Source organism: Paralcaligenes ginsengisoli (assembly GCF_054781135.1).
In genome coordinates this window covers 1-18,592 of record NZ_BAAGUZ010000021.1, presented here as the reverse complement: position 1 = coordinate 18,592, position 18,592 = coordinate 1, and the positions used below count along the sequence as shown (strand labels likewise).

18 protein-coding genes are annotated in these 18,592 nt (G+C 58.4%); 6 read left to right on the top strand and 12 right to left on the bottom strand.

Translation table 11 applies throughout. From position 1 onward, the window contains the following. Position 1: 1 nt before the first annotated feature. The 4 genes from ACYVIS_RS11560 to ACYVIS_RS11545 form a co-directional block, all read right to left on the bottom strand. The gene (locus tag ACYVIS_RS11560) at positions 2-973 is read right to left on the bottom strand and encodes an ABC transporter permease (RefSeq protein ID WP_232741735.1); all 972 of its coding nucleotides are present in this window, start codon (positions 971-973) and stop codon (positions 2-4) included. Between the two features lie 90 nt (positions 974-1,063). Beyond that, positions 1,064-2,668, bottom strand: a complete 1,605-nt coding sequence (locus ACYVIS_RS11555) for an ABC transporter substrate-binding protein (RefSeq protein WP_232741734.1) — start codon at positions 2,666-2,668, stop codon at positions 1,064-1,066. A 171-nt stretch (positions 2,669-2,839) separates the two neighbouring features. Continuing rightward, a complete protein-coding gene (gene argE, locus ACYVIS_RS11550; RefSeq protein WP_232741733.1) occupies positions 2,840-3,988 on the bottom strand; it encodes an acetylornithine deacetylase in 1,149 nt (382 codons plus the stop codon). A 250-nt stretch (positions 3,989-4,238) separates the two neighbouring features. Further along, positions 4,239-4,691, bottom strand: coding sequence for a PaaI family thioesterase (locus ACYVIS_RS11545; RefSeq protein ID WP_232741732.1), 453 nt, complete (start codon positions 4,689-4,691; stop codon positions 4,239-4,241). Between the two features lie 187 nt (positions 4,692-4,878). Between ACYVIS_RS11545 and ACYVIS_RS11540 the strand changes: the two genes are divergently transcribed. Beyond that, a complete protein-coding gene (locus ACYVIS_RS11540) occupies positions 4,879-5,547 on the top strand; it encodes an O-methyltransferase (protein WP_232741731.1) in 669 nt (222 codons plus the stop codon). 807 nt (positions 5,548-6,354) lie between these two features. Here the strand turns inward: ACYVIS_RS11540 and hpaI are convergent. Genes hpaI through ACYVIS_RS11515 form a run of 5 tightly spaced genes read right to left on the bottom strand, consistent with a single transcriptional unit; the run spans position 6,355 to position 9,881 of the window. After that, on the bottom strand, positions 6,355-7,164 hold the full coding sequence (hpaI, locus tag ACYVIS_RS11535; protein ID WP_232744716.1) for a 4-hydroxy-2-oxoheptanedioate aldolase: 810 nt from the start codon (positions 7,162-7,164) through the stop codon (positions 6,355-6,357). Between the two features lie 4 nt (positions 7,165-7,168). Continuing rightward, entirely contained in the window at positions 7,169-7,972 is an 804-nt protein-coding gene (hpaH, locus tag ACYVIS_RS11530) for a 2-oxo-hept-4-ene-1,7-dioate hydratase (RefSeq protein ID WP_232741730.1), read from the bottom strand. Between the two features lie 40 nt (positions 7,973-8,012). Further along, a complete protein-coding gene (locus ACYVIS_RS11525; protein ID WP_232741729.1) occupies positions 8,013-8,762 on the bottom strand; it encodes a fumarylacetoacetate hydrolase family protein in 750 nt (249 codons plus the stop codon). A gap of 19 nt (positions 8,763-8,781) precedes the next feature. Then, a complete protein-coding gene (locus ACYVIS_RS11520) occupies positions 8,782-9,468 on the bottom strand; it encodes a fumarylacetoacetate hydrolase family protein (RefSeq protein WP_232741728.1) in 687 nt (228 codons plus the stop codon). A gap of 11 nt (positions 9,469-9,479) precedes the next feature. Next, positions 9,480-9,881 carry a 5-carboxymethyl-2-hydroxymuconate Delta-isomerase gene (locus ACYVIS_RS11515; RefSeq protein ID WP_232741727.1) on the bottom strand — a complete coding sequence of 134 codons (402 nt, stop codon included), beginning with the start codon at positions 9,879-9,881 and terminating at the stop codon, positions 9,480-9,482. A 200-nt stretch (positions 9,882-10,081) separates the two neighbouring features. On the opposite strand from ACYVIS_RS11515, the gene hpaE reads away from it, so the two are divergent. Beyond that, positions 10,082-11,548, top strand: coding sequence for a 5-carboxymethyl-2-hydroxymuconate semialdehyde dehydrogenase (hpaE, locus tag ACYVIS_RS11510; protein WP_232741726.1), 1,467 nt, complete (start codon positions 10,082-10,084; stop codon positions 11,546-11,548). A 66-nt stretch (positions 11,549-11,614) separates the two neighbouring features. After that, entirely contained in the window at positions 11,615-12,463 is an 849-nt protein-coding gene (hpaD, locus tag ACYVIS_RS11505) for a 3,4-dihydroxyphenylacetate 2,3-dioxygenase (protein WP_232741725.1), read from the top strand. Here hpaD and hpaR read toward each other — a convergent pair. Then, entirely contained in the window at positions 12,460-12,906 is a 447-nt protein-coding gene (hpaR, locus tag ACYVIS_RS11500) for a homoprotocatechuate degradation operon regulator HpaR (protein WP_232741724.1), read from the bottom strand. The two genes, hpaD and hpaR, sit on opposite strands and share 4 nt — an antisense overlap. A gap of 146 nt (positions 12,907-13,052) precedes the next feature. On the opposite strand from hpaR, the gene ACYVIS_RS11495 reads away from it, so the two are divergent. Then, the gene (locus ACYVIS_RS11495) at positions 13,053-14,012 is read left to right on the top strand and encodes a Bug family tripartite tricarboxylate transporter substrate binding protein (protein ID WP_232741723.1); all 960 of its coding nucleotides are present in this window, start codon (positions 13,053-13,055) and stop codon (positions 14,010-14,012) included. A 129-nt stretch (positions 14,013-14,141) separates the two neighbouring features. On the opposite strand, the gene ACYVIS_RS11490 is transcribed toward ACYVIS_RS11495, so the two are convergent. Together ACYVIS_RS11490 and ACYVIS_RS11485 are read right to left on the bottom strand one after the other, a co-directional pair. Continuing rightward, positions 14,142-14,645, bottom strand: coding sequence for a MarR family winged helix-turn-helix transcriptional regulator (locus tag ACYVIS_RS11490; RefSeq protein WP_232741722.1), 504 nt, complete (start codon positions 14,643-14,645; stop codon positions 14,142-14,144). A gap of 119 nt (positions 14,646-14,764) precedes the next feature. Continuing rightward, positions 14,765-15,784 carry a TauD/TfdA family dioxygenase gene (locus ACYVIS_RS11485; protein ID WP_232741721.1) on the bottom strand — a complete coding sequence of 340 codons (1,020 nt, stop codon included), beginning with the start codon at positions 15,782-15,784 and terminating at the stop codon, positions 14,765-14,767. Between the two features lie 260 nt (positions 15,785-16,044). On the opposite strand from ACYVIS_RS11485, the gene thpR reads away from it, so the two are divergent. Both thpR and ACYVIS_RS11475 read left to right on the top strand, forming a co-directional pair. Next, positions 16,045-16,629, top strand: a complete 585-nt coding sequence (gene thpR / locus ACYVIS_RS11480) for an RNA 2',3'-cyclic phosphodiesterase (RefSeq protein WP_232741720.1) — start codon at positions 16,045-16,047, stop codon at positions 16,627-16,629. Between the two features lie 223 nt (positions 16,630-16,852). Beyond that, complete coding sequence (locus tag ACYVIS_RS11475; RefSeq protein WP_460874022.1) at positions 16,853-18,061, top strand: NAD(P)/FAD-dependent oxidoreductase; 1,209 nt, start codon at positions 16,853-16,855, stop codon at positions 18,059-18,061. The last annotated feature ends 531 nt before the right edge of the window (positions 18,062-18,592 follow it).

Here is an 18,592-nt window from a genome sequence, read left to right as displayed (position 1 = left end):
TCTAGTTTCTTTGGACGCGCAGTCTGGGGTCGACCGCGAAATACAACAAGTCGACGATGAGATTGATGATCACGAAAAAGAAGGCGATCAGCAGCAGGTAGGCGGCCATGACCGGGATGTCGACCGAGCCTATCGATTGAATGAACAGCAGGCCCATGCCGGGCCACTGGAAAACCGTTTCGGTGATGATGGAAAAGGCAATGATCGAGCCCAGTTGCAGGCCGGTAATCGTGATGACGGGCACCAGCGTGTTTTTCAGCGCGTGGCGGAAATTGATCATGCGCTCGGGCAGGCCGCGGGCGCGGGCGAATTTGATGAAATCGGTCTGCATGACCTCCAGCATTTCGGCGCGTACCAGCCGCATGATGAGCGTCATCTGGAACAGGGCCAGGGTGAAGGCCGGCATGATCAGCGACAGCCAGCCGCTTTTTGTCAGGAAGCCCGTCGACCACCATCCCAGTTGCACGACATCGCCACGCCCGAAACTGGGCAGCCAGCGCAGCAATACGCCGAACACCAGGATCATCAATATGCCGATCAGGAAAGTGGGCAGCGAGATGCCGATGAGCGAGACGGTCATGAAGGTGTGCGACAGCAGGCCGCGGCGCTTGAGCGCGGTATAGATTCCCATGGGAATGCCCAGGAACAGGGCGATCAATGCCGAGACAAAAGACAATTCCAGCGTGGCCGGCATGCGGCTTGCGATGAGCTCGCTGACAGGGCGGCGCTGGCGATAGGAAGACCCGAAGTCGCCGTGCGCCGCCTTGTTGATGAAACGCACATACTGGACCAGAAACGGGTCGTCGAGCCCAAGTTGCTTTTTGAGCTCTTCGCGTTGCGCGATGGTGGTGTCCTGGCCCACCAGGTTATTGATGGGGTCGCCGACGTAGCGGAACATCGCGAATGCGATGAAACCGACAGCCAGCATGACGAAAATGGATTGGAAAATTCGTCGTGCAATGAAATTCAGCATGATGATGGTCTTTAATGGCGACGAGCGTAAAACATCTCCCGGAAAGCTGCCTGAGGGCAGCCACCGGGAGCCGGCATGCCGTCCAGACTGCTAGGGCATGACGACGTTGCGGATGTCGAGCACGTCATCCGCACGTTGTGCCACTTTGATGCCTTTGCGCACGCCCCAGGACATCGGCTGCTGGTGCAGAGGCAGATAGCCGTAGTCGTTGCGCAACATGGTGAATGCCTCTTTGATCAGGGCATTGCGCTTGACCTGGTCGGTTTCGGATTCGACCTTGGCGGTGATGGCATCGATCTTGGGATTGCAGTAGCCGCCCAGATTGAATTGCCCGGCGGCCGTCTTGGGATTGCGGCAGGAAACCAGGTTGACCAGCGAATTATCGGCATCGATCGAGCTGGGAGTCCAGCCTAAAAGATACATGCTGGTGTTGTTGCCGGCCTGCAGCAGGACCTTGGCAAAATACTTGGACTTGGTTTGTGCCAGCAGGTCGATCTTGATGCCCACGCGCGCCAGCATGCTGGCAACGGCCTGGCAGACTTTTTCGTCGTTGACATAACGGTCGTTGGGGCAATCCATTTGCACTTCGAAACCGTTGGGGTAGCCCGCTTCGGCCAGCAGCTTCTTGGCCTTTGCCACATCGGGTTTATAAGGCTTGCCGAAAGACTCGTCGTAGCCGTTGATTTTGTCGGCGATGAGTGTGCCCAGGGGCTTTGCGGCGCCGCGCATGATTTTTTTATTGATCACGTTGGTGTCGACGGCCCGGACGACCGCTTCGCGGACTCGTATATCCTTGAACGGATTCTTGCCTTTGACGTTGGAGAACAGCAGTTCGTCGCGGTGCTGGTCCATGCCGATGAAGATGGCGCGGGCCTCGGGCTCGTTCAGGACGCGGACATTGGGCTCTTTCTGCAGGCGCGGCCAGTCTTGCACGGGCACGGGCTGCACGATGTCCATTTCGCCCGAGATCAGCGCGGCGACGCGAGTCGATTCTTGTGTAATGGGCTGGAAGACAATGTCGGTGACATTGGTGGGCATGTTCTTGTTCCAGTACCCGTCGAAGCGTTTCAATGTGGTTTTGACGTCGGGCTGGCGATCGACAACCATGAATGGGCCTGTGCCGTCTTCGTGCATATTGGCGTAATTGCTTTCGCCGCCCTTCACGTTGGTGGCTTCTGTGGTTTTATTTTTTTCCGCCCAGGTCTTGCTCATGATGTAGAGGAAGGTCCAGTCGCGCGGCAGGATGGGATTGGGCCCCGGGGTGGTGACCTCGACGGTGTAGTCGTCGATTTTCTTGACGTCTTTGGCCTTGGCGCCGTAGCCTTTCATGTCGGAGCCCGGGGTCAGGCTGCGTTTCCACGAAAAAATGACATCATCGGCGGTAAAGGGGCTGCCGTCGTGGAACTTTACCCCCTTGCGCAGATGAAAAATCCATTTTGTGGGCTCGGGGTTTTCCCATTTTTCGGCCAGCATGGGGACCAGTTTCAGGTTTTTGTCGTAGCCCGCCAGGGTTTCGTAGAACCAGCCCTGGAAGCCTAGCGTGAAGGTTTCATTCAGTGACATGGGGTCCAGGGACATCATGTCGCCCTGATAGGCCCAGTGCAGCGTCTTGGCTTCGACGGAATGGCTCAAACCCGCACTGAGGGCAAGCGTGGCGGCAATAGCCGTATGTTGGAACAATTTGGAAAATTTCATCGAGGGTCTCCTGCCAATAATGTGTTTTATCGTTTGACACAGTTTTCATGGGGCTTCGATAACGCGGGTAGCCTTGTCGAAGGTACTTTTTGCTGGAGATCGAAGCTACCGGGGTCTCCAGAATTTGAATCACTTGCGGCGGGTGCGTGTACCTGCCTGGTTTGCGGCCTGCTATGCAGCCAATTGATCGATCAGTTTTTCCAGGAAAACCTCGCATTCCTGAACCTGCGAAACCTCGATATATTCGTTGGGCTTGTGGGCCTGGTCGATGGATCCCGGGCCGCACAATACGGTGGCGAATCCTTTCTCCTGGAACTGTCCTCCTTCGGCGGCATAAGGGACCACACCGCCGCACCGGCAGCCGGAGAGATGAAAGGCGATTTCCTGGGCCGCGCCGCCGTTATCCTGCAAGGGAGGGGCATCCGCGAAGATTTCCGTGCTGATGGAGGTGTCGGGTGCAATGGCTTGCATATCGGGCAGCAGGCTTTGCGCATACGCGTTGAGGCGGTCGAGGTATTTTCGCCAGTTGTCGCCGGGCAGGGCGCGTATGTCCCAGGTGAATGTGCATTCGCGGGAAATAATGTTCAGGGCCGTGCCGCCATTGACGATCCCCACGTGCAGCGTCGTGTAGGGGGGTACGAACTGGCACGCGGGATCGGCTGCCGCCTTGTTTTCAGCCATCATGCCGTCGATGAAGGCAATGAGCTTGGCGGCTATCGTAACGGCGCTGACCCCGTTTTGCACCTGGCTTGAATGGGCCTCGTGCCCGATGACCGTGGTGCGCAGGGCGGCGATGCCCTTGTGGGCCACGATGGGCTGCATGCTGGTGGGTTCGCCCACAATGACGGCGCTGGGTTTGGCGGCGGCGATGGACAGGCGCTCGATAAGAGAGGGGGCGCCGACGCAGCCGATTTCCTCGTCGTAGCTCAGCGCAAAATGAATCGGGCGCTTCAGGTTCTTTTTGACCATGTCCGGCACCAGGGCCAGCGCAATGGCGGAAAAAGCCTTCATGTCGCAGGTGCCGCGGCCGTATAGCCGGCCATCTTTCTGCAGGACCTGGAAGGGGTCTGTGTCCCAGGGCTGGCCATCGACCGGCACCACATCGGTATGGCCGGAAAGCACGATACCGCCTTCAACATTGGGGCCGACCGTGGCGAACAGATTGGCCTTGTCGCCCTTGGAGTTGCTGATTATGTGGCTTTGCACGCCATGCAGGGCGAGGTAGTCCCTGATGTAATGAATCAGGGGGAGGTTGGAGTTGCGCGAGACGGTGTCGAACCCGACCAGCTTGGTAATCATGTCCAAAGACTGAGGCTTCACTTCAAAAATTCTCCTGCACGGCCGGCGCGGTCCTTTTGGGGCAAGTTCGTTCGCGTGTACCGCATATTTCGATAACGAACGATGTTAGCCATGCCATGCTTTAAACGTCAATGATTTTGCCTTGGGGTATGCCCCATGTTGAGCCTGAAATTAGGGTTTGTCTATATGAATAAGCTCCTATATTCAGGGATGTCGGGCCTGCAACAGGAGATAAAACGCCGGTATGCCGGATGGCGAGGTTCGGTCGAGCTTATGCGGGCTTCGATTGCAGGCGCATCGTGGACAGAATGCCGAAAGCGCACAAAGTGGTGCGTTCGCCCTTGCAGGCATGAACTTCCACCTGGCAGACGGTCAGCGTGCGGCCGCTCTTGATAACCTTGCCGGTGGCGACGAAACGTTCGCCGTCGGCGGGTGCCAGCAGGTTCAGTTTGAGTTCGGTTGTCAGGACATCTTCATTGTCTTGAAACAGGCTCAACGCCGCGTAGCCTCCGGCGCTGTCGGCTATGGTCGTCGTAATGCCGGCATGGATAAAGCCGTTTTGCTGGGTCAGTTCGGCGTTGTAGGGAAGGCCGATTTCGACGTGGCCCGCGGAGACCGAGAGCAGTTCGGCGCCGATGGTAACCATGACGCGTTGCCGGGCGAAACTTTCCCTGACGCGCGCCGCGTACTGCGCATGGGCCGGCTTGAATGCGGGTGACGACATTGTTGATCCTCTGGTTTTCGGGTGATTCGGTGGCCGGGTTTGCATGGATTGCCGATTCTGCTGAATTATCCCAGCCCCAATCCGGTCATCATATTGTGATATCGGTAATAGTATTATTTTCGGGGCGGCCTGGGTTTTCCGGGAACGCCTGTTCGTGGATTTCGTGTACGACTTTACGGAGCATTTTATGGATCAGGCGCAATGGACTTCGGTCGACAGCTACTTTACGGATCTTTTGCTGGAGCCGGATCCCTCGCTCGATACGGTGCTGGCTCATAGCGGGCAGGCGCAGTTGCCGGCGATCAATGTGGCTCCCAATCAGGGAAAGCTTCTGTATTTGCTGGCACTGATGAAAGCGGCGCGGCGCATTCTTGAAATTGGCACTTTGGGGGGCTACAGCACGATCTGGCTGGCGCGGGCCTTGCCCGAGCAAGGCAAGCTGGTAAGTTTGGAGCTGGATGGATCGTACGCGGCGCTTGCGGCCCAAAACATAGCGCTTGTGGGGGAATCCGGCAAGGTGGAAATCAGGGTGGGCCCGGCCCTGGATAGCCTGCGCAAGATGGTCGAGCATGGGGAAGAGCCGTTTGACTTGATCTTTATCGATGCCGATAAAGAACACAATCCTCAGTATCTGGAATTGTCGCTAGCGCTGTCCAGGGCTGGAACGGTCATAATCGGCGACAACGTGGTGCGCAAGGGGGAAGTCGTCAATGCATCCAGCAATGATCCCAGTGTGCGGGGTGTGCGGCGGTTCTGCGAACTTATGGCCACCAGCCCGCGCCTGACGGCTACCGCTGTGCAGACGGTAGGCAGCAAGGGCTGGGATGGTTTTTCCTTGGCGATGGTGACGGGCTGAACGCGGTTCAGAGACTTTTGTTTTGAGCTGTTTTTAGGCTTGGGTTGTGAATTTGGGCTGCCTTTTTACTGGCTTGAGCGATGACTTTGGGTTGTGCGTTGCTGTGTAGGCGTGATGGTATTTCTATAAAGACGCCGCAGGGTGGGCGGTGCTGTGTAGTCCGGCACGTCCAGCGGTCGTGTCGCTACGCGCCCCGACTGCCCGGGTCTGCCTCGTCCAGGCGGGCGTCGGGCCAACTCGCGCCGCCCCGCGCTGCGGGTCGTCACTCAAACAGGGCCCGCCGAAAGCCCCCGCCTTCCCTTCGTCAGCACCCGGCGCTGGACTACCGCCGGACTACACAGCACCGCCCACCCTGCGGCTTGCGTTGAGGCAATGCAGCGAGGTATACATTGGGGAAGCTGCGTTGAGCCAATCACAGGCTACGTTGAGGCGGTGGGTGCTTAGTAAATCCAGGGTTTGGCACATCGTGGTGTAGTGGCCACTCGATAGAGGCATGGGTGCGGGCACGTTAACGGTTCTATAGGTGCAGGCCCATTAACGGTAGGTGCAAGCAAGTTCATTCCAGGCATGCCGCAATGTGAGCCGTCTATCGGGGCTTGGGGCCAGGGCCGGCGTAAGGCGTGCGCCGGATGCTACCGTAGGGAAGGCGGGGGCTTTCGGCGGGCCATGTTTGAGCGTAGCCGCGCCAGCGGCGTAGCGAGTTTGGCCCGACGCCCGCCTGGACGAGGTAGATCCGGATCAAGCACGCCGTGCCGGCCCTGGCCCCAAGCCCCGATAGACGGCGTCTTTATATACCAAAACATCCGCTCAATACGGCCCGCCTGGTTTTGGTGGTGTACCGCCCGGCGTCGATGCCTTGAATTCGCCGGCGAGCCTTTCCGCGGCGCGCGCCAGCAGGGAAGCATCCACGCCCACTGCCACGAAGGTTGCGCCCAGGTCCAGGAAGTGTTTGGCGCGAGCGATATCGCTGTGCAGGATTCCGGCCGCCTTGCCCGAACGCACAATGCGCCCTATGGTGTCGTCGATCAGCTTGGCGACCTCGGGGTGGCCGGGATTGCCCAAGTGGCCCATATTGGCGGAAAGATCGGCAGGTCCGATAAAGACGCCGTCCACTCCTTCCGTAGCCAGGATATCGTCCAGCGCATCGACCCCTTGCGGCGTTTCAATCTGGATCAACACGCACATTTCATCGTTGGCACGATGCAGGTAATCGGGAATGCGGTTCCAGCGCGCCGACCGCGCAATCGAGCTGCCGACCCCCCGTATACCGTGGGGGGGATAGCGCACAGCCGCTACCGCGGCAGCGGCCTCGGCGCCCGACTGCACCATGGGTATCAGCAAGGTCTGGGCGCCGATTTCCAGAACTTGCTTGATTTGCACAGGGTCGTTCCACGAAGGCCGCACGACCGCGGCAACCGGATAGGGGGCCACGGCCTGCAACTGCGGCAGCATGGTTTGCAAGGTATTGGGCGCATGTTCGCCGTCGATCAGCAGCCAGTCGAAGCCTGCTCCGGCACAAATTTCGGCGGTGACGGAATGAGCCAGGGCGGCCCACAATCCAATCTGCGGCTGGCCTTTGCGCAGCGCCTGCTTGAAGGTATTGGTCAGGATATCCATGGGTTCAGACAAAGTGGCAGTTGACGGAACCCAGCGGGCCGTAGTCGACATTGAATGTATCGCCGGGCCGGGCAAACACGGGGCGGGTAAACGATCCCGATAATATCACCTGGCCCGGTTCGAGGGCCACGCCGTGGGGAGCCAGTTTATTGGCCAGCCACACCACGCCATTGGCGGGGTGGTTGAGCACGCCCGCCGCGACGCCGGTTTCTTCGATAACGGCATTGCGCGAAAGAATGGCGCCGATCCAGCGCAGATCGAGTTCGCCGATTTTCACGGGCCGCCCGCCCATGACAATGCCGGCATTGGCGGCATTGTCGGAAATGGTGTCGAATACCTTGCGCGGCCGTTTGCTGTCGGGGTCGATCATTTGTATGCGCGCATCGATGATTTCAAGTGCGGGCACCACATAATCGACCGCGTCGTAGACATTGAACAGCGTAACGTCCGGGCCTTCCAGGCGTTTGCCCAGGATGAAGGCCAGTTCCACTTCGAGGCGGGGCTGGATGAAACGCGCCGCGGGAATGTCGCTGCCGTCGCCGAAAAACATATCGTCGAGGAGCACGCCGTAATCCGGTTCGTCGATCTGCGACGATTGCTGCATGGCGCGCGAAGTGAGACCGATCTTGTGCCCCTTGACCCGGCGGCCCTTGTCGATTTTCAGCGCCACCCATTCGCGCTGGATCGCGTAGGCATCGTCGATGGTGATGTCGGGATGGTCCAGCGAGAACTGGCGAACCTGGCTGCGGTTGCGTTCGGCTTCCTGCAGCCGGGCGGCCAGGGCACTGATGGTTTTCTTGTCGAGCATGTAGCGGTTTCCAATGGGGTGCTGTAGAGGGATGGCGGTATCAGGCGGGATCGGCGACCAGTGTATTGACCAGGCGTCCGATGCCTTCGATTTCGGTGACGACTTCGTCGCCCGGCTTGACGTTGACGATTCCGTCGGGTGTGCCGGTCAGGATCAGGTCGCCCGGTGACAATGTCATGAAACTGCTGAAGTATTCGATCAGCGCCGGTATGCCGAACACCATGTCTCGGGTGTTGCCGCGCTGGGTTTCCACGCCGTTGACGGTGGTGCGCAGGTTCAGGTTCATGGGGTCGGGCACATCGTCGCGCTCGACCAGCCAGGGGCCCAGCGGCGTGCAGGTGTCGCGGCTCTTGACGCGCAGATTGGGCCGGTACCAGTTTTCCAGATAGTCGCGCAGCGCGTAGTCGTTGGCTACCGTGTAGCCGGCCACATACTCATAGGCCTGGTCGCGGGATACCTTGCTGGCCGTGCGCCCTATCACCACGGCCAGCTCGCATTCATAATGCATGAAGGCCACATCGGCGGGCCGCAGGGTCTGGGCCCGATGGCCGACAAAGGTATTGGCCGCCTTCAGGAAGCCCAGGGGCTCTTCGGGTGCCTTGAAAGCCAGTTCTTTGGCATGATCGGCATAGTTGATGGCCAGGGTAAAGGTGGTGCGCGGTTCTATCGGCGGCAGCCAGTCGACCTCGTCCTGGGACAGGGTGCGACCATCGGCCAGCCGCAAGCGGTGATCGCCGGCGTCGGTGGCCAGGTGGATGCTGCCTTGGTAGCGTATGCGGGCGTGTTTCATTGGGCGTATTTCCTGCGGGTCAGACGGGGGCGCTCAGGCGGTTGGTCAGGCGGCCAAGTTCCGAAATGCTGATTTCAATGCGTTGGCCGGCATGCGCCAGCGGGGCGCCGGCCGGAACGCCGACCAGCAGAATGTCGCCGCGGTCCAGGCTCATGAATTGCGTGACATCGGCAATCAGCCGGGCCACAGGGCGGATCAGGTCGCGGGTATGCGCCTGCTGCATGCACTGGCCATCGACATGCACCTGGATACTCAGGTCGTCCGGATTCTGGATTTGATCGCGGGCAAGCAGGGCTCCCATGGGGCAGAAGCCGTCGCGGCATTTCTGTTTCATGGGCGGGCGGAAGTAGCTGGAGTGCGGCACCGACAGATCGGCCACGATGCGGTATCCGGCCACATAATCCATTGCCTGTGCTTCGCTGACCCGGGTGGCCTTGCGCTGGAAGACAATGCCCAGGCAGGCGCCGATCTCGACTTCGGCGACGTCGGCAGGCAGCACAATTTCGTCGCCGTCCTGGGCATAGGTGTTGGCCGGCTTGATATACAGGACCGGGGCCTTGGGGGCCGATTTGTAGGGAGGCTGATTGGCGGCATCGCCCAGTTGTTCCAGGGCCTGCCGGTAATTGAGCAGGGTCCCCACCACGATCCGGGGTCGATCGGCGGCAGGTCCGCAGGCCAAAGTGGCATAGTCCGCTTGGGTCGTCATGGGAAAACTCCTTATTTGTTTGCGGCCCGGGCCTTGAGGTAATCCCGATAGTTATTGCTTTTATAGTTGAGGACGGGGTCGGCTTCCTCGATCTGCATGGTAATGCCCAGCGGCCGGGACGCCATGATGGGCGCCAGGGCTTGCTGTAGCGCAGCAAAAATCCGCTCGCCGGCCCGCTGCTTGACTGCGTCGTCGCGGCCATGGCCGATTTTCAGGGTGACATGGACAAAAGCGTTGTCGGGATGCCCGTCGACGATCAGATAGTCGTCGATGCAGAGGGCGCGAGTGCGGGCGCCCGCCAGGGGAAAGACGCTGCCGTCGCCGATGGCGGTGTCCTGCACAGTTTTCATCAAGGCCCGGACATCGATTTCGGGGCGCAGATTGGCTGAGTACTCGATCCATATATGCGGCATGGCGGACCCTTGCATCTTGTAATTAACATGTTAATAATAAAGAAAACCGGCCCGCGCGTCAACGAGCGTTTGTCCAGGCGGGTAGTGACGGGGAGTCTTGACAGGCCGGCGGAAAAAGTAGATTATTAACTAGTTAACTATATTTAAATGCCCGACAGCCACCGACAATAGTCCGGTTGCCTGGCGGCAAGGAGAGCGGCGTGAGCATCAAGCACTGGATCAACGGCAAAGAGGTCGACAGCCAAGACCGTTTTACCACCTATAACCCGGCCACGGGCGAAGCCATAGACGAGGTGGCATCGGGCGGCGAAGCTGAAATCGATGCCGCCGTCGCCGCGGCCAAGGACGCTTTTCCCAAGTGGGCCAACACCCCGGCCAGCGAGCGCGCCCGCCTCATGCGCCGGCTGGGCGAGCTGATCGACAAGAATGTGCCTGAACTGGCCGAGCTTGAAACCCGCGACACGGGCCTGCCCATTTCGCAGACCCGCAAGCAGCTGATTCCCCGCGCTTCGCAGAACTTCAATTTTTTTGCCGAAGTGTGCACCCGCATGAATGGCCGTACCTACCCGGTCGACGATCAGATGCTGAATTACACGCTGTATCAGCCCGTAGGCGTGTGCGCCCTGATTTCGCCCTGGAATGTGCCCTTCATGACGGCCACGTGGAAAACCGCGCCGTGTCTGGCGCTGGGCAATACGGCGGTGTTGAAGATGTCTGAATTGTCGCCGCTGACCGCCGATCAACTGGGGCGGCTGGCCCTGGAAGCCGGTATTCCGCCTGGTGTGCTGAATGTAGTGCATGGCTATGGCGCCACCGCCGGCGAGGCCTTGGTGCGCCATCCCGATGTGCGTGCGATTTCTTTTACCGGCGGCACGGCCACGGGCAAGAAAATCGTCGCCACCGCGGGCGGTGTCAAGAAATTTTCCATGGAGCTGGGCGGCAAGTCGCCTGTGCTGGTATTCGACGACGCCGATGTCGATCGTGCGCTGGATGCCGCCTTGTTCACCATTTTTTCCCTGAACGGCGAGCGCTGCACCGCGGGCTCGCGCATTTTCATCCAGGAAACCATTTACGACGATTTTGTGCGCAAGTTCGCCGAGCGCGCCAATCGCCTGGTGGTGGGCGATCCCGCCGATGCCAAAACCAATGTCGGTTCCATGATCACCCGCCAGCATTGGGAAAAGGTCACCGGCTATATTCGCCTGGCCGAGCAGGAGGGCGCTCGCATACTGGCCGGCGGCCCCGACAAGCCCGAGGGTTTGCCCAATCATCTGAAGCATGGCAACTTCGTGCGCCCCACCGTGCTGGCCGACGTCGACAATTGCATGCGCTGCGCCCAGGAAGAAATTTTTGGCCCCGTGGCGTGTCTGCTGCCGTTCAAGGACGAAGCCGAAGGCTTGGCCCTGGCCAATGATGTCAAGTACGGCCTGGCGTCGTATATATGGACCAACGATATCGGCAAGGCGCATCGCCTGGCGCGAGGCATCGAGGCCGGCATGGTGTTCATCAACAGCCAGAATGTGCGCGATCTGCGCCAGCCCTTTGGCGGCATCAAGGATTCCGGCACGGGTCGCGAAGGCGGCGAGTACAGCCTCGAGGTGTTTGCCGACGTCAAGAACGTATGCGTGTCCATGGGCAGTCATCACATTCCCAAATGGGGCATGTAGGCGCCGCAGCGTCCGGCACGATCAAATTGCAAAGAGCGACGCCGGTCATCGGCACAGGAGACGGAAATGGGAAAATTATCGCTGGCGGCCAAGATTACACATGTTCCGTCCATGTATTTGTCCGAGCTCCCGGGCAAGCACCATGGCTGCCGCGAGGCGGCGATCCAGGGGCATCGCATCATAGGCCAGCGCTGCCGCGATTTGGGGGTCGACACCCTGGTGGTGTTCGATGTGCACTGGCTGGTCAATGCCGGCTACCACATCAATTGCAATAGTCGGTTTTCCGGCATATACACCAGCAATGAATTGCCGCATTTCATCAAGGATATGAAATATGAGTATCCCGGCAATTCCGAACTGGGCCGCCTGATCGCCGAAACGGCCAATCAGCATGGTGTGGGCACTCGCGCCCATGAAATCGACAGCCTCGAACTCGAATACGGCACACTGGTACCCATGCGCTACATGAACACCGACCAGCATTTCAAGGTGGTGTCGATTGCAGCGTGGTGCGCCTGGCACGACCTGCAGGAAAGCCGCCGTTTCGGCGCCGCCGTGCTCGAAGCCATAAAGCGCAGCGACAGCAATGTGGCCGTGCTGGCCAGCGGTTCGCTGTCGCATCGCTTCAACGACAACGGCAGCCCCGAAGAGTCAATGCACCAGATCAGCCGCGAATTCCACCGCCAGGTCGATTTGCGTGTTGTGGATTTGTGGCGCCAGGGCGACTGGAGCACGTTCTGCAAAATGCTGCCGGACTACGCGCGGCTATGCGAGGGCGAAGGCGGCATGCACGACACCGCCATGCTGCTGGGCCTGCTGGGCTGGGACGAATACCGGCGCCCGGTCGAGATCGTGACCGATTACTTCGCCAGCTCGGGCACCGGCCAGATCAACGCAATCTTTCCCCTGCCTTAGCGCGGGGGCTCATCCTGCTTGACCATTCCCACCGCGGCATCGATGTCGCGGTAAAGGCGTTCCAGCAATTCCTTGCCGATCTTGCCCTCGAGCTCCCGGTATTTTTCATCGACTCTGGGGTGCATGTGCTTGATGAGCGTATGGCTCTTTGGAGTCAGCGATATTTCCTGGCGGCGCTGATCGGCCGCCGAGCGTGTGCGCTTGATCAGGCCCGACTGCTCCATGCCGGCCAGCATGCGGGTCAGGCTGGGGCTGAGGATTTGACAGCTGCGGGCAATCTGATTGGGCTCCATGGAGCCCAGTTCGCTGAGCGTGCGCAGCACGCGCCATTGCTGCTCGGTGACGCCGGCTTCATTCAGTATCGGCCGGAAATACGCCATTAACGTTTCACGTGCGTAAAGCAGCAGGTGCGGCAGGTTGCGGTGCTGGAAGGGTGCATTCATGTTGCGATGTTAACAAGAATGGGCTGGTTCGGGTGAAGATCGCATCGGCTCTATTTTCATCTGCACTATTTTTAATAAAGTTACTTGATTAAAAACAAGGCAAATCTTAAACTTGCAATCAAGAATTATTAATGGAGACATAAATCATGAAGAACGGCCTGGCTTTATTCCTGAGCATGCTGGTGCTTGTCTGCCCGTACGCCGCCGGCGCTGCGGCGTGGCCCGAGAAGCCCATCAAATTGGTGGTGCCTTATGCGCCAGGGGGATCTACAGATGTGATAGCCCGGCAATACGGAAATTTTCTACATAAAGAACTCAAGCAGGCCGTCATCATTGAAAACAAGCCGGGTGCGGCGACCAATATCGGCAGCGAGGCGGTAGCCAGGGCCGATCCGGACGGCTATACGTTTTTATGGGGTGTGGATACTTTGGCCACAAACCCGTCTGTGGGCCCTGTTCCGCCGTTCGATGTGCACAAGAGCTTGGCGGCAGTCAGCCTGATTGCCCGCATGCCCGGTTTGGTGGCGACGAATATGAACTTTCCCGCCAAGACCATTTCCGAGCTTATCGCCATGGCGCGTCGAAATCCGTCGAAATACACAATTTCAAGCGCCTCTTTATTTCTTCAGGTGGGGATGCTGGAAAAATATACAGATATCAGCCTGACTCATGTTCCCTATAAAGGCGGAGCGCAGGCGGCCACCGACGCCATAGGCGGGCAGGTCGACATGGTATTTGCCAATATTCCTGTATTGCAAACCTTGACGACATCAGGGAAATTGCGGGCCCTGGCGATTACCTCAGCCAAGCGTAGCGAGGCGCTGCCAGACGTTCCCACTTTGAAAGAAAGCGGAATGCCCAACGGTGTTTTTGGCAATTGGTACGGAATATTTGCCCCAAAGAATACCCCTAGAGACATTATCCTGAAAATGGCCGCGGTCAGTCGGAAATTTGTGGAGGAGCCGACCATAAGGAAAACATTGGAACATAACGGCTATCAACTGGAAGCATCAACGCCCGAGGAACTGGAGGCGATGTTGCAAGAAGATGCTTTGCGCACCAAAGAGTTTGTCCGGCAGAATCCCGGCATGTTCGCAAACAAATAGCCTTTCGATCCGGCCTTGCCGCTATTGCCTGCCCTGCGGGGAAGCGTGAAAAAGGATCGATGCATGATCGATTCCGCGAAAATGCGGCGGGGCGCATCCGACTTATTGTTCAGGAATAAATAGATTGATTTATTCCGGCGGCTTGGCGCCAGAAATTATTTGGCTGGCTGTCGCGGCGGGCCAGCTGTACGCCATAAAGTCGAGAACGGATCGAAACAGCGCCATCTGTTCTTCGCCGATTTTTTCGCCCAGATCGCTTTCCACTTTATTGATGATGGTATGCATGTGCATCAGATAAGCGGCGCCAAACTCGGTGAACGATATCAACGTGGCTCGGGCATCGTTGGGGTCCAGTTTCTTTTCGACAAGCTTCACTTTTTCCATGATGCCGATGACTTGCGTCACCGCCTGCTTGCTCATGCTTGCACGATGGGCGATATCTGTGCTGCGGGTACCTTCCAGCTCGATATAGGGCAGCAGCATGAGGCACGAGTCAGGCAAAACCGGGAATCCGGATTTTTCAATCAAGGCGCCGATTTCAGTGACGAAATTTCTGCGGGCCAGAAGCAATAAACGGCTTACGCCTTTAGGGCGCAGGGATTGCAGTTTCTTGATATTTTTTTTCGAGACCATTTCTCGCAATTCAGCCAATTTGTCCTGATCAGCCCCAATGGCCTGCCTGCTTGCATAGTAGCAGAATCCATCAGGGTCGAATCATTGGGAAACTCATGGCGATGCCCGCTTTTTTTTCGCTATGCGGCTAGGCGGCGCGTGTACGAAGTGCTGAACTCCCGCGTTTGCGCGAAGATCGGCGGCAACGAGCGGCCATTGGGCAGGGTGATCCAGGTGCGCAGCAGATGCCGTTTCAGGGAATCTTCGGCGTGATCCTGGTATTTGGTGCGGGCATGAAATATTGAGTAATTGTTGCCAATCTGGACGTCGCCTGGTTGCATAGAGAATGAGAGCTGTATGGACGGATCATTGCACAATTCGTCGATCAAATCGATGGCCTCGATCTGTTCCTTCGTCAATCTGGGTGTGTTCGGAAAACGTTGCGCAGTCTCAATGTATTGACGCTTATAGAGAGCGCTGAGTTTTCCCTCAAAAAAATTCATGATGGGAGAGGCCTGCGTCTGCCGGCCGTCTTTGTGCTGAGAACGGGTATCAAAATAAAATGGTTCCTGCAGCACTTTGGCAAGTTGCGGATCCCGCAGCAGGATTTCATTGAAGAGTTGCGACACGCTGACTAATTTGCTGACTCCTCCTGAAACGGCCGTTTTAAGGCACAAGAGCATGAAGGCATCGCCGCCATCATTGTGGAAAGTCAGTTCGTCATCGGTTTCATAACCGCGGGTAGAACTGTTTGCAGTCACCTTTTTGCCAGTATTCACAACACTATGCATCAAATTTCCGGCACGATCCTGCTCTTGGGGCGAGCCCAGCAGCAGCGACAAAGCCCAGAGCATTATTTTGCTCTGTTCCAGAGAGTATCGTTCTACCGGCAGGCCGCGCAGCACCTGGAATCCGCGGCCATCTTCCAGTTCGATCCGAATAGCCTTGAACTTGGCTTCCAGTAGGGGCATGGAGAAATCTTTATGGCTTACTCCAACAGGATTTTCATAGTGTGTGGCCAGACCTTTTATGGTGTTGTCCAGTTCGTTCAGTTCCGCGTTTGAAAACTGTGCGATCCAGCCCTGTTCGCCTTGCATATCCGATCCGCGCCATACATCTGCGCTGCGCAAAGGCGCATTTAAAAGTGTGCTGTTTGTCATGGCTTCGGTTCTCGATGGAAATTTAGTCAACATAGTTTACTAAATTTGTGGAATTACGCAAGCCTGGAGAGCAAGAATTGTTGTGTTTTTGAGGGGCCTGGGGCTGTAGGCAATATGCATTCATACCCTTTTTGGAATAGAGCCATCGCAGTGCAGCGACGGTCCCCACTTCGATCTTGGCACCTTTTCAAAAGAAGATTAATCTGGCGCTTCTTCCCTGAAGCATCCCGTATCGAACGTCGAAGGACCCTGTCAGCCTTATGGATGAGTGCCCTCCACCCTTTGTTGCGCCGGTCGATGACGGCAGGGCCACTGAGCGCCTGTTTTTCGCTTTATGGCCTTCCCCGGAAATCGCGGCCGAACTTGCAGGCTGGGGGCATGCCGCGCATTCCCTGTGCGGCGGGCGCATCATGCAGCCCGAAACCCTGCATATGACGTTAGCCTTCCTGGGAAATACTCCCCGAGTCCGGGTGGATGAACTGGTTCATGTCGCCGCCGATTGGCCGGTATCGCTGGGTGCATTGACCTTGCGGCGTTTGGGACGGTTCAAGCGGCCCAACATTGTCTGGGCCGGTCCGGCGGACGGCGATACGGATCGTATCGCATGGCTGGACTCTCTTTACGACATGCTGTGGATACGCCTTGAATCCATGGGCTGGCACAGGCCCGAGTCCGCCTTCCGGCCGCACGTGTCCCTGCTGCGAAATGCCGGGCCGGGCAAACTGGATAGCCTGTCGTGTTCCCCCATCTTCTGGCGGCCGGAGCAGTGTGTGCTGGTTGCCTCCAGGCCGAATGTGCCTGAATCACGCTATCAGGTGCTGGTGCGTCTGCCGATACAGGAATAGTGGCGATTTTAGGTGGAGGCCATGAGCGCAAAAATGAGGTTTACAGGTCGCCCGGTTCTGCGTTGCTGTCGCGGGCGCTTGCCGGAACTTGCGGCGCCAACGATTGGCCGTGGCCACTCGGCATCGCTTGGCGAATGCACCTTCAGTACCTACAATGGCTGAAGCGGGCTCGCCGGGAAGGCTGGGATGGGTGGCGCAATGAGCAATAATTTGGCTGGATGCAATGCCTGAAAAATTAGGGATGGTGGCGGTTGTCGGCGGCGGTGTCATCGGTGTTTGCCTGGCCTACGAATTGCGCAAGCGCGGCGCCGAAGTTACGCTGATTGATCGTGAAGAGCCCGGTAGCGGCTGTAGTTTCGGCAATTCCGGAGCCATCAGCCCCAGTTCGATCGCGCCTCTGGCCATGCCTGGCGTACTGAAATCCGTGCCGGGCATGCTCCGCAATCCGGAAAGTCCTCTTTACCTGCCTTGGGGTTATCTGCCACAGGCGCTGCCTTGGCTGGGGCGCTTTGTCTGGTCGGCGCGCCGAGCCTCGGTGGATGCGTCGGCCAAGAGCCTCGCGGCTCTGCACGAGGCCGCGGTAAGCCGGCATCAAGCTTTGGCACGCGAGGTAGGCGTGCCGGAGCTTATTTTGCAGCGCGGCCATTTGCATCTTTATCCAGACGAAAACACGTTGGCGAAAGACGCCGCGGGTTGGCGCCTGCGTGAAAAATACGGTTTTCAATTTGAGCGCATCGATCGCGACGGCATTGTCGCGCTAGAGCCCGGTATAAATCCCCGCTACCGTATTGGCATGTTCCTGGCCGATCATGCCACGGTAAAAAACCCCTATCGTTATGTGCAGGCGATCTTCCATAAGTTTCTTGAAATCGGCGGGCAGGTGTCGCGTGCCGATGTGAGGGCGCTCCAACCCGCGGCGGCCGGAGGCTGGCGCCTCGATACGGCTGCGGGAGCGCAGACCGCGCAGCACGTGGTGGTGGCCGCGGGAGCCTGGTCACGTCGGCTGCTTGATCCCCTGGGTGTCAAGTTGGCGCTGGAAACACAGCGTGGCTACCATGTCCAGTTTCAGGGAGAAAGTTCTCCGGTCTCGCGTACCGTGGTGCTGGCGGATCGCAAAGTATTTGTAGCTCCCATGGAAGCAGGCTTGCGGGTAGGGGGTACTGTGGAGATCGGTGGTCTCAGGTTGGCCCCGAACCCGCGGCGTGCCGAGGTGTTGTTGCGCATAGCGCGGGAAACTTTCCAGGGGCTGGAGCACCAGCCTTTTTCGACATGGATGGGGCATCGTCCGTGCATGGCGGATTCTGTGCCGGTTATCGGCCCCGTGGCCGGCCGGACTGGGCTTTGGCTGGCTGTGGGCCATGGACATCTGGGTTTGACCGATTCGGCGCATACCGCCGAACTGATTGCGAACAGCTTGCTCGGCGATCGATAGTCCGCACCTTTGCCATTCATTTTTGGCGGCGCCTTGCAAGTAAAACGCTTGGCCGGTCTTGCCGAGTTGTGTCTGGGGCATTTTTGGATTGAGTGTTTATGGCATTGGATGGATGGGGTATTGGTATTTAAAGACGCCGTCTATCGGGGCTTGGGGCCAGGCCCGGCACGGCGTGCTTCATCCGGATTTAGCACGTCAAGGCGGGCGTCGGGCGAACTCGCGTCGCCCCGCGCTGCGGGACGACGCTCAGACAGCGCCCGCCGACTACCCCCGCCTTGCCGAGCTAAATCCGGCGCACGCCTTACGCCGGCCCTGACCCCAAGCCCCGATAGACGGCTCGCGTTGTGGCATGCCTGGAATCAACGTGAGTGCACTCGTACCTTTATCACGTGGCCACATCTACCGAGATTGATGACTCGATTAACTAAACGCCCACAGCCCCAACGTATACCTCGATGCACTTCCGTAACGCAGCCGCAGGGTGGGCGGTGCTGTGTAGTCCGGCGGTAGTCCAGCGCCGGGTGCTGACGA